The organism is Pseudomonas sp. SDO5522_S412 (assembly GCF_054071215.1).
On the sequence record NZ_JBSVWQ010000148.1, the window covers coordinates 1 to 14,180 of the forward strand.

At 61.5% G+C, this 14,180-nt stretch carries 16 protein-coding genes and 1 pseudogene; 12 read left to right on the plus strand and 5 right to left on the minus strand.

What is annotated here, in order from left to right; all coding sequences use genetic code 11:
- Window positions 1-126: 126 nt before the first annotated feature.
- From ACW9I6_RS23320 to ACW9I6_RS23330, 3 genes are all read right to left on the minus strand, one after another.
- Complete coding sequence (locus ACW9I6_RS23320) at window positions 127-1,134, minus strand: phasin family protein (RefSeq protein WP_178902576.1); 1,008 nt, start codon at window positions 1,132-1,134, stop codon at window positions 127-129.
- 12 nt (window positions 1,135-1,146) lie between these two features.
- Window positions 1,147-1,569, minus strand: coding sequence for a phasin family protein (locus ACW9I6_RS23325; protein WP_003209309.1), 423 nt, complete (start codon window positions 1,567-1,569; stop codon window positions 1,147-1,149).
- 105 nt (window positions 1,570-1,674) lie between these two features.
- Window positions 1,675-1,950, minus strand: coding sequence for a polyhydroxyalkanoic acid system family protein (locus ACW9I6_RS23330; protein ID WP_008439272.1), 276 nt, complete (start codon window positions 1,948-1,950; stop codon window positions 1,675-1,677).
- A gap of 143 nt (window positions 1,951-2,093) precedes the next feature.
- On the opposite strand from ACW9I6_RS23330, the gene ubiE reads away from it, so the two are divergent.
- The 12 genes and pseudogenes from ubiE to ACW9I6_RS23390 all read left to right on the plus strand — a co-directional run bounded on the left by ubiE (window position 2,094) and on the right by ACW9I6_RS23390 (window position 12,285).
- Window positions 2,094-2,864, plus strand: coding sequence for a bifunctional demethylmenaquinone methyltransferase/2-methoxy-6-polyprenyl-1,4-benzoquinol methylase UbiE (ubiE, locus tag ACW9I6_RS23335; protein WP_003209306.1), 771 nt, complete (start codon window positions 2,094-2,096; stop codon window positions 2,862-2,864).
- Window positions 2,864-3,487, plus strand: a complete 624-nt coding sequence (locus ACW9I6_RS23340; RefSeq protein WP_003209304.1) for a ubiquinone biosynthesis accessory factor UbiJ — start codon at window positions 2,864-2,866, stop codon at window positions 3,485-3,487. The genes ubiE and ACW9I6_RS23340 overlap by 1 nt, the downstream gene beginning before the upstream one ends.
- The gene (gene ubiB, locus ACW9I6_RS23345; protein ID WP_003209302.1) at window positions 3,484-5,088 is read left to right on the plus strand and encodes a ubiquinone biosynthesis regulatory protein kinase UbiB; all 1,605 of its coding nucleotides are present in this window, start codon (window positions 3,484-3,486) and stop codon (window positions 5,086-5,088) included. Before ACW9I6_RS23340 ends, ubiB begins: the two co-directional genes overlap by 4 nt.
- A gap of 41 nt (window positions 5,089-5,129) precedes the next feature.
- A complete protein-coding gene (hisI, locus tag ACW9I6_RS23350) occupies window positions 5,130-5,522 on the plus strand; it encodes a phosphoribosyl-AMP cyclohydrolase (RefSeq protein WP_003209300.1) in 393 nt (130 codons plus the stop codon).
- A 2-nt stretch (window positions 5,523-5,524) separates the two neighbouring features.
- Entirely contained in the window at window positions 5,525-5,857 is a 333-nt protein-coding gene (locus ACW9I6_RS23355; protein WP_008439273.1) for a phosphoribosyl-ATP diphosphatase, read from the plus strand.
- 25 nt (window positions 5,858-5,882) lie between these two features.
- Window positions 5,883-6,161 (plus strand): twin-arginine translocase TatA/TatE family subunit, encoded by a 279-nt coding sequence (locus tag ACW9I6_RS23360; protein WP_003209298.1) that lies wholly within the window; start codon window positions 5,883-5,885, stop codon window positions 6,159-6,161.
- A gap of 10 nt (window positions 6,162-6,171) precedes the next feature.
- On the plus strand, window positions 6,172-6,618 hold the full coding sequence (tatB, locus tag ACW9I6_RS23365; protein WP_177080426.1) for a Sec-independent protein translocase protein TatB: 447 nt from the start codon (window positions 6,172-6,174) through the stop codon (window positions 6,616-6,618).
- On the plus strand, window positions 6,615-7,406 hold the full coding sequence (gene tatC, locus ACW9I6_RS23370; RefSeq protein WP_003209295.1) for a twin-arginine translocase subunit TatC: 792 nt from the start codon (window positions 6,615-6,617) through the stop codon (window positions 7,404-7,406). The genes tatB and tatC overlap by 4 nt, the downstream gene beginning before the upstream one ends.
- Window positions 7,403-8,110, plus strand: coding sequence for a 16S rRNA (uracil(1498)-N(3))-methyltransferase (locus ACW9I6_RS23375; protein ID WP_457339886.1), 708 nt, complete (start codon window positions 7,403-7,405; stop codon window positions 8,108-8,110). Before tatC ends, ACW9I6_RS23375 begins: the two co-directional genes overlap by 4 nt.
- 178 nt (window positions 8,111-8,288) lie before the next feature.
- Window positions 8,289-9,299: pseudogene (locus tag ACW9I6_RS23380) on the plus strand (methyl-accepting chemotaxis protein); the annotation flags it as partial.
- A 201-nt stretch (window positions 9,300-9,500) separates the two neighbouring features.
- Window positions 9,501-10,205 carry a methyl-accepting chemotaxis protein gene (locus tag ACW9I6_RS23385; protein ID WP_457339888.1) on the plus strand — a complete coding sequence of 235 codons (705 nt, stop codon included), beginning with the start codon at window positions 9,501-9,503 and terminating at the stop codon, window positions 10,203-10,205.
- A gap of 172 nt (window positions 10,206-10,377) precedes the next feature.
- Window positions 10,378-12,285, plus strand: coding sequence for a methyl-accepting chemotaxis protein (locus ACW9I6_RS23390; protein ID WP_457339887.1), 1,908 nt, complete (start codon window positions 10,378-10,380; stop codon window positions 12,283-12,285).
- Between the two features lie 126 nt (window positions 12,286-12,411).
- Here ACW9I6_RS23390 and ACW9I6_RS23395 read toward each other — a convergent pair whose 3' ends face one another.
- Window positions 12,412-13,146, minus strand: a complete 735-nt coding sequence (locus ACW9I6_RS23395; protein WP_087692909.1) for an amino acid ABC transporter ATP-binding protein — start codon at window positions 13,144-13,146, stop codon at window positions 12,412-12,414.
- Window positions 13,139-14,098 (minus strand): amino acid ABC transporter permease, encoded by a 960-nt coding sequence (locus ACW9I6_RS23400; RefSeq protein ID WP_003209286.1) that lies wholly within the window; start codon window positions 14,096-14,098, stop codon window positions 13,139-13,141. Before ACW9I6_RS23400 ends, ACW9I6_RS23395 begins: the two co-directional genes overlap by 8 nt.
- Between the last annotated feature and the right edge of the window lie 82 nt (window positions 14,099-14,180).

Genomic DNA, 14,180 nt, shown 5'->3' on the forward strand with positions numbered 1-14,180 from the left:
CATGTGTGACTGATCCACCGCTTTCGCGAGCAAGCCCGCTCCCACATTGGATTTGTGTTGTTCTGTAGATTCCATAAAAAACGCCCGACCTTCGCAGGCCGGGCGTTTTTATGTGTCCCGTAAAAATCAGGACTGACTGGTAGGCGTCGGGGTTGCCGGCGTTGCAGTCGGGGTAGCAGCAGGCGTCGGTGGCGTGACCGAGTTGGTCGCCGGCGCTGCAGTTGCAGGCTTGGCCGCTACCGCTGGCTTCGGCGCTGCTGGCTTTTTGGCTACGGCAGGCTTCTTCGCCGCAGCCGGTTTTGCAGCTGGCTTGGCCGCTGCAGGTTTTGCAGCCGCAGGCTTGGCGGCGGGTTTGGCAGCAACCGGCTTGGCTGCAGGTTTCGCAGCGGCTGGCTTGGCAGCAGGTTTGGCGGCAGCGGTTTTCGCCGCTGGCTTGGCTGCTGCTTTTGCTGCCGGCTTGGCTGCAGGTTTCGCCGCAGGTTTTGCAGCTGCTTTAGCGGCCACTGGTTTAGCGGCAGGCTTGGCGGCCGGTTTAGCCGCTGCGGTTTTCGCCGCAGGCTTGGCAGCCGGTTTTGCAGCAGCTTTGGCCGGCGCTTTGGCGGCTGGCTTGGCTGCCGGTTTGGCGGCGGCCTTGACCAGCGGTTTAGCGGCGGTTTTAGCAGCAGGCTTGGCCGCTGCAGTTTTCGCCGCAGGCTTGGCAGCCGGTTTAGCCGCTGCAGTTTTAGCCGCAACTGGCGCAGCTTTAAGGCCGGTGAGTTTTTCGATTTGCCTGGTCAAGGTATCGACCTTGCTGTGCAGCGCTTTCACTTCAGTACGGCTAGGTACGCCCAGTCGCGAAATGGCACTGTTCAGGCGCTTGTCAAAAGCCCCTTCCAGTTCGCCCCACTTGTCGCTGATACGTGATTTGGCAGAACCGGCGGAAGCCTTTGCCGCATCGACTTGTTTACCCACTGTGCTCTTGGTCAACTTCTCGGCCTTCTCGCCGTCCTTAACCAAAGTCTCGAAGTATTTACCGCCGTCACTGCTCACCTTCGAGTACACGCCTAAACCGGCCAGCCAGATCTTGCGGGAGTATTTTTCAACTTCCCCGATCCACGAGCTGCCTTCTTTATCAGTAGTCTTTTTACCAGCCATCCCGTTGTCTCCTTAGTGTTTACGCGCGACACGTTCGAGCAATGCCGTCAGCTCATCGAGCTTAGCAGAGAGTGTCTCCACGTCATGTTTAGACGGAATGCCGATCCGATTCAAGGCACTTCCAACACGACTATCAAAAGCGCTTTCAACTTTATCCAGTTGCACTTCGACTCGACCTTTGATGCCGAAGACTTCGCTCTTGACTTGATCAATCTGACTGTTGGCTGCATCAAGTTGTTCAATCACAACTTTTTTGCCTTTACTTTCAACATGTTGACCAGTCTTAACCAGCTCTTTGAAGTACTCGGCGCCCTCGCTTCCGACCTTGGCGTAAGCCCCCAAACCGGCCAGCCAGATCTTGCGGGCATAGGATTTAACGTCAGTCAGGGCGTTAGTTCCGGTAGCAATTTTTTTCTTCAAAATAACTTTGGCCATGGTGCACCTCACGCATAAAGGGGGGAGGAACTGCCCACAGAAGTTGGGGGCTTGGGCACAAAGTAGGCAGAAAAATTAGAATCGGCACCCTAAGAAGGTCGCAAATCAGGCCAGGGCTTTATCCAGTGCCTTCTCGATTTCGGACTTGATGGTGCCACTCATGGCCGACATCAACAGGCCCAGTTCGACTTCAATCCGCAGGGAATCTTCCGCCACTTTCACGGTGCCTTTAACGCCCGAACGTTTGAGGTTCAGTGTGTCGCCGGCCCAGGAAGACTCCAGGCCATATTGCTCCTTGAGTTTGCTCGCCAACTTGTCGGCTTTTTCTCGGGCAGCGTCTTTGCCCAGTGTGTGGGCACGTTCAACCTGTATACGGGCCATTTGAATGACTCCTCGTTATAGAGACTTGTCGACCCGCCATGCGGCAAAAGGTCTCGGTGACCACCTATCTTACCTTCAGCCTTGCCAAGACAAAGCATGCCTTGGGGATTAGAATGCCCCCATTCTCTTTTGGTGACAGCGATATGACTGATCAGCGCAAAGGCAGCGATGCCGAACCCACCACTCACTTCGGCTTCAAGAACGTCCCGGAAAGCCAGAAAGCGGAAAAAGTCGCCGAGGTGTTCCACTCGGTCGCCGCCAAGTACGACTTGATGAACGACGTGCTCTCCGGCGGCATGCACCGCCTGTGGAAGCGCTTCACCATTGAGTTGTCGGGTGTACGCACCGGCAACCGTGTGCTGGATATCGCAGGCGGCACGGGCGACCTGGCCGCCAAGTTCTCCAAGCTGGTGGGCCCCACCGGGCAGGTGGTACTGGCCGACATCAACGGCTCGATGCTCAAGGTCGGTCGTGATCGCCTGCTGGACAAAGGTGTGGCGGGCAATATCGAGTTCGTCCAGGCCGACGCTGAAAAGCTGCCGTTCCCGGACAACCACTTCGACTGCGTGACCATCGCCTTCGGCCTGCGTAACGTGACCCACAAGGAAGACGCACTGCGCTCGATGCTGCGCGTACTCAAGCCCGGCGGTCGCCTGCTGGTGCTGGAGTTCTCCAAGCCGACCAACGCACTGATGTCCAAGGTCTACGACACCTACTCGTTCGCCTTCATGCCGTTGATGGGCAAGCTGATCACCAATGACGCCGAAAGCTACCGCTACCTGGCCGAATCGATCCGCATGCACCCGAACCAGGAAACCCTGAAGTCGATGATGGTAGAGGCCGGTTTCGACCGCGTGACCTACCACAACATGACCTCGGGCATCGTCGCCCTGCACCGCGGCATCAAGCCCTGATGCTGTTCGCAGGCCTTCTCGCCAGCGTCGAACACGGCCTCAACCGTGTACTGCGCCTGGACAGCACCGCCCTGGCACGGCTGGCGCACCTGAACGGCAGGATCATCGCCGTCGACTGCACCAGCCCCGCCTTGCAGCTGTTTATCCTGCCCAGCGATGAAGGCCTGTTGCTGGCGTCCCACTGGGCCGCCGACGCCGACTGCACCCTGCGTGCTTCCGGCTCAAGCCTGCTGCGCCTGGCCCTGAGCCGGGACAAGACGGCGATCCTCCACGGCCCGGACGTGGAACTTGAAGGCGACAGCGCGGTGCTGATGGACCTGGCCGCCGTGCTGCAAGACCTGGAACTGGACTGGGAATACGAGCTGTCACGCTGGCTCGGCCCGGTGGCCACCCAACTGATCAGCGGTCATCTGCGCAGCCGCACGCGCTGGTACCAGCAGGGTTTCGCCAGCCTGAACCAGAACCTCGCCGAATACCTGAGCGAAGAATCGCGCACCCTGGTCGGACAACGGGAAGCGGAAGCGCGCTTTCGCGAACTCGACCAGGCCAAACTCGACCTGGAACGACTTGAGGCGCGCTTCGAGCGCCTGAGCCGCTCCCTTGATTCAAGCGATAACGCATGAAGCTGCTCGCCGTCCGCCGTTTGTTTCGTATCCAGCGCGTCGTAATCCGCTACCGCCTCGATGACCTGCTGTTCGCCCTGCCGCTGCCGTGGTTCCTGCTGGCGGTGCGCTATGTGCTGCCGTGGCGCTGGTTCCCGCGCAAGACCCTCGAGCTGAGCCGTGGCGCGCGCCTGCGCCTGGCGTTGCAGGACCTGGGGCCGATCTTCATCAAGTTCGGGCAGATCCTCTCCACCCGCCGCGACCTGTTGCCCGAAGATATCGCCGACGAGCTGATGCTGTTGCAGGACCGCGTGCCACCGTTCGACTCGCAACTGGCAGTCACGCTGATTGAAGAACAGCTGGGCAAGAAGATCAGCGAAGTCTTCAGCCGCTTCGACATCGCGCCGCTGGCCTCGGCCTCGGTGGCCCAGGTGCATGCCGCGCAACTGAAAAGCGGCGAAGAAGTGGTGGTGAAGGTGATCCGCCCGGGCCTCAAGCCGATCATCGGCCAGGACCTGGCGTGGCTGTTCATCCTTGCCCGCGCCGCCGAGCGCTTTTCTGCCGATGCACGCCTGCTGCACCCGGTAGACGTGGTGCTGGACTACGAAAAAACCATCTACGACGAACTCGACCTGCTGCGCGAAGCGGCCAACGCCAGCCAGCTCAAGCGCAACTTCGAAGGCTCGCAGCTGCTGTACGTGCCGCAAGTCTATTGGGACTGGTGCCGCCCGAAAGTGCTGGTCATGGAGCGCATCTACGGCGTGCAGGTCACCGACCTCGCGACCCTGGCCGACCAGCGCACCGACATGAAGATGCTTGCCGAGCGCGGCGTGGAGATTTTCTTCACCCAAGTGTTCCGCGACAGCTTCTTCCACGCCGACATGCACCCCGGCAACATTTTCGTCAGCACCGTGAACCCGTGGAGCCCGCAGTACATTGCGATCGACTGCGGCATCGTCGGCAGCCTGACCCCGGAAGACCAGGATTACCTGGCGCGCAACCTGTTCGCTTTCTTCAAGCGTGACTACCGCCGCGTGGCGCAGTTGCACATCGATTCGGGCTGGGTGCCGGCCGAAACCAAGCTCAACGAATTCGAAGCGGCGATCCGCACTGTGTGCGAGCCGATCTTTGAAAAACCGTTAAAGGATATTTCCTTCGGTCAGGTGCTGATGCGTCTGTTCCAGACGGCGCGGCGCTTCAATATGGAAGTGCAGCCGCAGTTGGTACTGTTGCAAAAGACCCTGCTGAACATCGAAGGCCTGGGCCGCCAGCTGTACCCGGACCTCGACCTGTGGAACACCGCCCAGCCGTTCCTCGAGCGCTGGATGCGGGACCGTATCAGCCCGAAAACCCTGCTGGGCAACCTGCAAAGCCAGGTCGAGCAACTGCCGCACCTGGCCAACATGACCCGCGACCTGCTGGAGCGCATGTCCCAGCCCCACGCCAAGGACCCCGCACCGCCGTGGCACAAGCGCAAGGACGACTGGTTCCTGCGCCTGCTGGGCGCCGCGCACCTGGTGGGCGGTACGATACTGGCCGCCGGCGGGCCGCTGAATGAACTGGGCCACTGGCCGGCCGGCATCATGGTCGCGGTGGGCGTGTATCTGATCGTGCGTCGATAGCCAATCCGGTTATACACTGTCGCAAATTGCCGGAGCCGAAAATGAAAGACTGGCTGGACGAGATCAAGTGGGACAGTGACGGCCTGGTGCCGGCCATTGCCCAGGACTACAAGACCGGGCGCGTGCTGATGATGGCCTGGATGAACCGCGAGGCCCTGAGCCTGACCGCCGCCGAGAACCGCGCCATCTACTGGTCACGTTCCCGTGGCAAACTGTGGCGCAAGGGCGAAGAGTCCGGGCACGTGCAAACCCTGCATGAGATGCGCATCGACTGCGATGCCGATGTGGTGATCCTCAAGGTCGAGCAGATCGGCGATATCGCCTGTCACACCGGCCGTCACAGCTGCTTCTACCGCGTGTTCCAGAACGGCGAGTGGAAGACCGTCGAGCCCGTGCTCAAAGACCCGCACGCTATCTATTCGGCAGGACACTGAACATGAGCGATACCCTCAACCGTGTGGCCCAGGTGCTGGAAGACCGCAAAGGCGCGGACGCCGACAGCTCCTACGTCGCCAGCCTGTACCACAAGGGTCTGAACAAGATCCTGGAAAAACTCGGCGAAGAATCCGTCGAGACGATTATTGCGGCCAAGGACGCGCAAATCAGCGGCGACTGCAGCGACGTGATCTACGAAACTGCCGACTTGTGGTTCCACAGTCTGGTCATGCTCGCCCAACTGGGGCAGCATCCACAGGCAGTGCTTGATGAACTGGACCGTCGCTTCGGCTTGTCCGGGCATGCCGAAAAGGCCTCGCGCCCGTCCGTCTGACCAACTTTTACAGAGGAATTGCAGCATGGGCATTTTTGACTGGAAACACTGGATCGTCATTCTTGTGGTCGTTGTGCTGGTGTTCGGCACCAAGAAACTGAAAAACCTCGGCACCGACGTCGGTGAATCGATCAAGGGCTTTCGCAAGGCCATGAACGACGACGAAAAGCCTGCCGACCCGGCCGTCAATCCGGTGCCACCGGCGCAGCCTGTACACCCGCAGGCCACTCAGCCGATCACTGAACGTCGCACCTTCGACGTGCAGGCCGAGCACGTCAAAGAGCAGAACCAAAAAGACTCGTGAGTACTGAATAATGTTTGGTATCAGCTTCTCTGAACTGCTGCTCGTCGGCCTCGTGGCCCTGCTGGTACTGGGGCCGGAACGCCTGCCCGGTGCCGCGCGCACCGCCGGCCTGTGGATCGGGCGCCTGAAACGCAGTTTCAACGCCATCAAACAGGAAGTTGAACGGGAAATCGGCGCCGACGAGATTCGCCGGCAACTGCACAACGAACACATTCTGTCGTTGGAGCAGGAGGCACGGAAGATTCTCTCGCCGGTGCAGGAAACGCCCAAGCCGGTCGAGCCTGTGGCCGAGCATTCGATTGCTCCGCCCGCCGCACCCGCGCCTGCACCGGCCGCTGAACCCGTGCACGCCGTCGAGCCTGCGCCCACTGCGCCCGTGACCCCGACCGAACCCGCGCCGACACCTGCCGTGTCGCCCGCGCCCCACGACCCTACATTGCCGCCGCGAGCCCCATGAGCGCTGATAAACCGGAAACCGACCAGCACATGCCACTGGTCTCGCACCTCACCGAGTTGCGCACCCGCCTGCTGCGCTGTGTCGCGGCGATCTTCATCATCTTTGCCGGGCTGTTTGCCTTCACCCAGCAGATCTACACCTTCGTCTCCACGCCGCTGCGCAATTACCTGCCGGCCGGCGCGACGATGATCGCCACCGACGTGTCATCGCCGTTCCTCACGCCGTTGAAGCTGACGATGATGGTCTCGCTGTTCCTGGCGATCCCGGTGATCCTGCATCAGATCTGGGGCTTTATCGCGCCGGGCCTGTACAAGCATGAAAAACGCATCGCCGTGCCGCTGCTGGTGTCGAGCATCCTGCTGTTCTATACCGGGATGGCCTTTGCCTACTTCCTGGTGTTCCCGCTGATCTTCAAGTTCTTCGCCGCCGCCACCCCGGCCGGTGTGGAAATGATGACCGACATCACCAGCTACCTCGACTTCGTGATGACGCTGTTCTTCGCCTTTGGCGTAGCCTTCGAAATCCCGGTGGCCGTGGTGCTGCTGGTATGGATCGGCGTGGTCGACGTCAAATACCTGAAGAAGATCCGCCCCTACGTGATCATCGGCTGCTTCGTGGTCGGCATGATCCTGACCCCGCCGGACATCTTCTCCCAGACCCTGCTGGCCGTACCGATGTGGATGCTGTTCGAGATTGGCATCCTGTTTGGCAGCCTGGTGAGCAAGCGTGGCGATCACCCGGATGACCAACCCGCCGACGACGACCAGCCGCCAGCGACCCAGCCGTGAACCTGCTGCTGCTTGAGGAGGCCGACTTTATCGCGGCCGACCGGGTGGTGCTGCGTGATCGGCGCCTGGTGCATATGCAGGAAGTCCACCGTGCCGCCGTAGGCGACAGCCTGCGGGTCGGACGCATCGGCGGTTTGATGGGCAACGCGCAGTTGCTGCGCCTGGAAGCCCGGGAAGCCGAGCTGGAAGTAACCTTCGACCTGCCGCCGCCGGCCAAACTGCCCCTGACCCTGCTGCTGGCCCTGCCCCGTCCGAAAATGCTGCGCCGGGTGCTGCAAACCGTGGCGTCCATGGGCGTGCCGCGAGTGGTGCTGGTGAACAGCTATCGCGTGGAAAAGAGCTTCTGGCAGACGCCGTTCCTGGAGCCGGAAGCGATTCGCGAGCAATTGATCCTCGGCCTGGAACAGGCCCGGGACACGGTGCTGCCCGAGATCGTGATCGAAAAGCGCTTCAAGCCATTCGTCGAAGACCGCCTGCCCGCCATGGCGCAAGGCACCCTCGGCCTGATTGGTCACCCTGGCGACTATCCGCCCTGCCCTCGCGGGCTGGATGAGCCGGTCACCCTGGCCATCGGGCCGGAAGGCGGCTGGATTCCCTACGAGGTGGACCTGCTGGCCAAGGCCGGGTTGCAGCCGGTGCAACTCGGCGCGCGCATCCTGAGAGTCGAAACCGCCGTCACCGCGCTGCTCGCCCGCCTTTTCTAACACCGCCCTCTCCTGTAGGAGCGAGCTTGCTCGCGAAAAACTCAAGGACACCGCGCTCACTCAGAATGCCCGCGTTATCGTTGACGACCTTCGCGAGCAAGCTCGCTCCTACAGAAACATCCGAATCTGCCGATACGCTCTGAATAAGTCCAAGCCTTGTTCCAGGGGAGTTCGCAGCATGTATCGTTGGTTAGCCGAGAAACTGGGGAATGTCAGCGTCAACCGCAAGCTGAGCATAGGCTTCGGCCTGGTATTGGTCTTGACCCTATTGATCACCTTCACCGGCTGGACCGGCCTCAGCGGCGTGATCAGCCGTGGCGACAAGCTGGGCTACATCTCCAGCCTCAACGGGCTGACCAAGGACCTGCGCCTGGCGCGACTGGACTTCGAAATGCGCCGTGGCGAACAAGGCACCAGCGCGGTCAACGACCTGATCACCCAGCTGGAGAGTGGCCTGAAAAACGCCGCAGACCTGATCGAGCAACCCGACGACAAGCTCGTGGTAGAGCAGCAACAGGATGCCTTGGGCCAATACAAAAAAGCCTTCGGCGCCATGGTGCAGGCCGGCCTCAAGCGTGAAGGCGCCCGCAGCAAACTGGGCGATACCGCCGACAACGCCGTCGCGAAAATCAACGAAGTGGAAAAATCCCTGCTGCAAGGCTACAGCGTCACCCTGTTCAACAGCGTGGTCGACCTGAGCAAACTGATCCAGCAAGCGCGCTTCCAGGTGCGCGGCTACACCTACAGCGGCAAGGTCGAGGCCGAACAGCCGGCGCTGGATGCCATCGACAACGCCCTGAAGAAAATCACCGACCTCAACGACCCGTTGCCCGAGCAATACCGGGCCAACCTGCAAGAGGCCAGCGTTTCGCTGCAGGCCTACCGCGCCGCGGTGAGCCAGTACCGCGACTCCCAGGTGGCCAGTGCCGCCGCGATGAAAATCATGGGCGAGCAAGGCGATATCCTGCTCGATCGCAGTAACAAACTCACCACTTCGCAAACCGTGGTGCGTGATACCGATGCCGCCCACGCCAAGAACCTGCTGTTACTGGCCACCGCCCTCGCGCTGGCGTTTGGTGTACTCGCCGCCTGGGCCATTACCCGGCAGATCGTGATTCCACTGAACCAGACCCTCAAAGTCGCCGAGCGCGTGGCGTCCGGCGACCTGAGCCACAACCTGATCTCCCAGCGCCAGGATGAACTGGGGCAACTGCAACGGTCGATGCAAAGCATGACCGTGGGCCTGCGGGAGCTGATTGGCGGTATCAGCGACGGCGTCACCCAGATCGCCAGTGCCGCCGAGCAGCTATCGGCCGTTACCGAGCAGACCAGCGCCGGGGTCAACAGCCAGAAGGTCGAGACCGACCAGGTCGCCACCGCCATGAACGAAATGGCCGCTACCGTGCAGGAAGTCGCACGTAACGCCGAGGAAGCTTCCGAGGCCGCCGTAGCCGCCGACCAGCAGGCCCGTGAGGGTGACAAGGTAGTCGGTGAAGCCATCGCCCAGATCGAGCGCCTGGCCAGCGAGGTGGGCAACTCCACCGAAGCCATGGGCCATCTCAAGCGTGAGAGCGACAAGATCGGCAGTGTGCTGGACGTCATCAAGTCGGTGGCCCAGCAAACCAACCTGCTGGCCCTTAACGCAGCGATTGAAGCGGCGCGCGCCGGTGAAGCCGGACGCGGTTTTGCGGTGGTTGCCGATGAAGTGCGCAGCCTTGCCCAGCGAACGCAGAAGTCCACCGAGGAGATCGAAGAGTTGATCGTCGGCCTGCAAAGCGGCACCCAGCAGGTGGCAACCATCATGGACAACAGTCGCGGCCTGACTGACAGCAGCGTCGAGCTGACCCGTCGGGCCGGCAATGCCCTGGAGAACATCACCCGTACCGTCTCGGCGATCCAGGCGATGAACCAGCAGATCGCCACCGCCGCCGAGCAGCAAAGCGCCGTGGCCGAAGAGATCAACCGCAGCGTGCTCAACGTGCGGGACGTTTCCGAACAAACCTCGGCGGCCAGCGAAGAAACTGCGGCTTCCAGTGCCGAGCTGGCGCGCCTGGGGATTTACCTGCAAAGCCTGGTAGGTCGCTTCAAGGTCTGACCCGCTTGCGGCGGCCATCAGGGCCGCCGCTCCGACAATATGTGAAATTTCCTACGCGTTTTTCAGGTCGTGGATCACACAACTGGCGCCGAATAAAAGTAGCGTTTCAACTCCCCTGACCATTGTTGGCCGGACGCTTGAGACGCTCCTTTTGATTCGTTGGAGGTTCACCATGTTTCGTCCACTGACCCGCCTGCTCGGAAACATCAGCATCAGCCTCAAACTTGCCCTGGGCTTTGGCCTGGTGCTCAGCCTCAGCCTGATCATCGCCTCTACCGGCTGGCAAGCCTTGAGCGCATCCCTCGAGCGCTCCCAAAAACTCACGCTGCTCTCGCAATTGGCAGTCGTCGGCGAAGAGTTGCGCGCTGATCGCATCGTCTATCGCACCCTGAACGACCCGGCCAGCCTGTCCAAAATAGAGCTGCATATGGACAAGATCGACCAGTTCCTGGTGGATCTTTCCCCGCGATTTACCGACCCGGTCAACCAACAACAGCTGCAGGAAAGCCGACGCTTCGTCACCAGCTTCAAGACCGCCTTAAGCGGCCTGGAGGGGCTGATCAAGCAACGTGAAAACGCCCGTGAACAGCTCAAGCGCAGCTCAGTCCAGAGCAGTGACAGCCTCTCTGAACTGTCGAGCAACCTGCCCAATCAAGACGATGAAAAGGCCCTCGATGCCGTGGAACAATTGCGCCAGGCCCTGGAACAAGCCGAAGACCGCGCCCAGAGCCCCGCCTGGGCCGCTGCGTCATTGGACGCCTATGCCAAGGACGTGAGTGATGCGCTACTGGCCCTGGATGGCGCCCAGGCGGCGGTAGGCGCGCTGCCGGTTGACGCCAGCGCCCTGAAAAAAGTCCTGCTCGACTTTCGGACTCACCTGACACGCCTCAAGGACGCCCAACTCAGCGCCGAAACCACCCAGAACCAGCTTGAACAGTGGCTGGATCAATTGCTCACGGAAAGCGACCTGCTGAGCCAGGACCAGACCGCCAAGCGTGACAACGAAGCCAGCCTCGCCCGCACCCTGCTGCTCAACGTTACTGCAGCGGCGCTGTTGCTCGGCGTCGTGGCCGCCTGGTTGATCGCCGGCCAGATCGTCGCGCCGCTGCGCCAGGCCCTGTCCGTAGCCAACCGGATCGCCGAAGGTGACCTGAGCCACGACATCCAGGCCTCGCGCCAGGATGAACTGGGGCAGTTGCAGCGCAGCATCGGGCAAATGACCCTCAACCTGCGGGGCTTGATCAGCGGCATCGGCGACAGCGCCCAGCAGATCGCCAGCGCCGCCGAGCAACTCTCGGCGGTCACCGAGCAAACTCGCGACGGGGTCGACGGCCAGAAGCAGGAAACCGAACAGGTGGCCACCGCCATGAACGAGATGCTCGCCACCTCCCAGGAAGTTGCGCGCCATGCCGAGCAAGCGTCGCTGGCTGCTGCCGAGGCCGACCGGCAGGCGGGCCAGGGCGATCAGGTGGTGGCTGAGGCCATTACCCACATCGAGCACCTGGCTCAGGAGATGGCTCGTTCAAGCCAGGCCATGCAAGGCCTGCAACAGGAAAGCCGGAAGATCGGCAGCGTGCTGGAGGTGATCAAGTCGGTATCGGAACAGACCAACTTGCTGGCCCTCAACGCCGCGATCGAGGCGGCCCGCGCAGGCGAAGCCGGCAGGGGGTTTGCCGTGGTCGCCGATGAAGTGCGCAGCCTGGCACAACGCACCCAGCAGTCGGCCGAGGAAATCGAGGAGTTGATCAGCGGCCTGCACCGGGGCACGCAGCAGGTGGCGGACATTATGGACAACAGTCGCAGCCTCACCGACAACAGCGTGCAACTGACCCGTCGCGCAGGAGACGCACTGGCGGGTATCACCCGTACCGTGTCAGTGATTCAGGAGATGAACCCGCAGATTGCCGCTGCCGCCGAGGAACAAACCGCGGTCGCCGAGGAGATCAACCGCAGCGTGTTGAAGGTCAAGGATGTATCGGAACAGACCTGGGCCGCGAGTCAGGACACTGCGGCGGCCAGTGTCGAACTGGCGCGCCTGGGGGCGGATTTGCAGGTGTGGGTGGGCAAGTTCAAGGTCTGAAAAAACCCAACCTGTGGCGAGGGAGCTTGCTCCCGCTGGAGTGCGAAGCGCTCCCGGCTTTTTTTGGAGCCCCTCCACAACCCCGCGGGAACAAAACCCCCCCCCCCAAAAAGCATTCCAACGCATTTATAGAACCTGGCGCAGGAAGGCTTGGGCGCGAGGGTCCTTCGGCGCATCGAAGAATTGCGCCGGGGCGGCGTCCTCCAACAGTTTGCCGTGATCGAAGAACAGCACGCGATCAGCCACTTCCCGGGCAAAGCCCATTTCATGGGTGACGCAGACCATGGTCATGCCTTCCAGGGCCAGGGTCTTCATCACGTCCAGCACTTCACCGACCATTTCCGGGTCCAGGGCCGAGGTGGGCTCGTCAAACAGCATCACCTTGGGCTCCATCGCCAGCGCACGGGCAATCGCGACGCGCTGCTGCTGGCCACCGGAAAGCCGCGACGGAAACTCGTGGGCTTTCTGGGCAATGCCGACTTTCTCCAGGAGCGCCAGGGCCTTGGCCTCGCGCTCTTTCTTGCCGCGCTTGCGCACGACTTTTTGTGCCAGGCAGAGGTTTTCCAGCACGGTCATGTGGGGGAACAGGTTGAAGTGCTGGAACACCATGCCGACTTCACGGCGATAGGCGTTCACGTCGGTCTTCGGGTCTGCCAGTTGCAGGCCGTCGATGCTTACCGAGCCGGAATCGAATTCCTCCAGGCCGTTAAGGCAGCGCAGGAACGTCGACTTGCCGGAACCGGACGGGCCGATCACCACCAGCACTTCACCCCTGGCCACTTGGGTGGTCACGTTGTCCACCGCGCGCACGACGTGGCCACGGGTGTCGAAGACTTTTACCAGATCGCGGACTTCAATCACTTTGCGCGAGCCTCCGCTCAAGCCGGCTGGCGATTTTCGACAGCGGCAGGTTGATCAGCAGGTACAGGCCTGCGACGCAGAACAGGATTTCGAATGGCGAGAACGAGGTGGTGATGACCTCGCGGCCGCTTTTGAGCAGCTCGGTAATCGCGATCACCGACACCAGGGATGTGTCCTTGACCAGGCTGATAAATTGCCCGGCCAGGGGCGGCAGCACGCGCTTGAAAGCTTGCGGCAACACCACGTGGCGCATCGACTGACCGGCACTGAGCCCCAGGGAGCGGGCTGCCTCATTCTGCCCACGGGCAATCGACTGCACGCCGGCACGGATGATTTCCGCCACATACGCGCCGGTAAACAGTGACAGCGCGGCGATCCCGGCGAATTCCCGGGACAGGTTGAGCACCGTGCCGATAAAGAAATAGAAAATGAAGATCTGCACCAATAGTGGCGTACCGCGCACCAGTTCGACGTAGATCGTCGACAGATCGCGTAAAGTCGGGTTGTTCGACAGGCGGCACAATCCGGTCGCCAGGCCGATCAACAGTCCCAGCACCCCGGACACCACCGATAGCCACAACGTAGTCCACAAGCCCCACAGCAGAGGGCCCGCAGCCCAATGCCGGGTGACGCCGACCACATCGCCCTCGGCCACGTCATCGCCCTTGGCCACTTGCAGACTGTTCTCGGCCACGGTCAGGTGCTGTTCGTTGCCCTCGTCATTACGCAGGGTGACGTCAGCCACATCGCCCTTGCGTACCAACTCGCTGACGGTGGAAATGTCCGACGCACGCTGGGATTCTTCGGCCTGGTAGACGAAGTACTGCGGCACGCGGTTCCAGCGCCATTCGTAGGACATCAGCGAGGTGGCGTAATACAACGCGCCGGCCAGGCCGACCAGCACCAGCACCGTCAGCAGGTGCCAGGGCCATTGGGCTTTTTTCTGTTTCATTTCAGGTTCCGGGATGTGTATCGCCTGGCAGGCCCTATTCGCGAGCAAGCCCGCTCCCACATTTCGACCGCGATCTAATGTG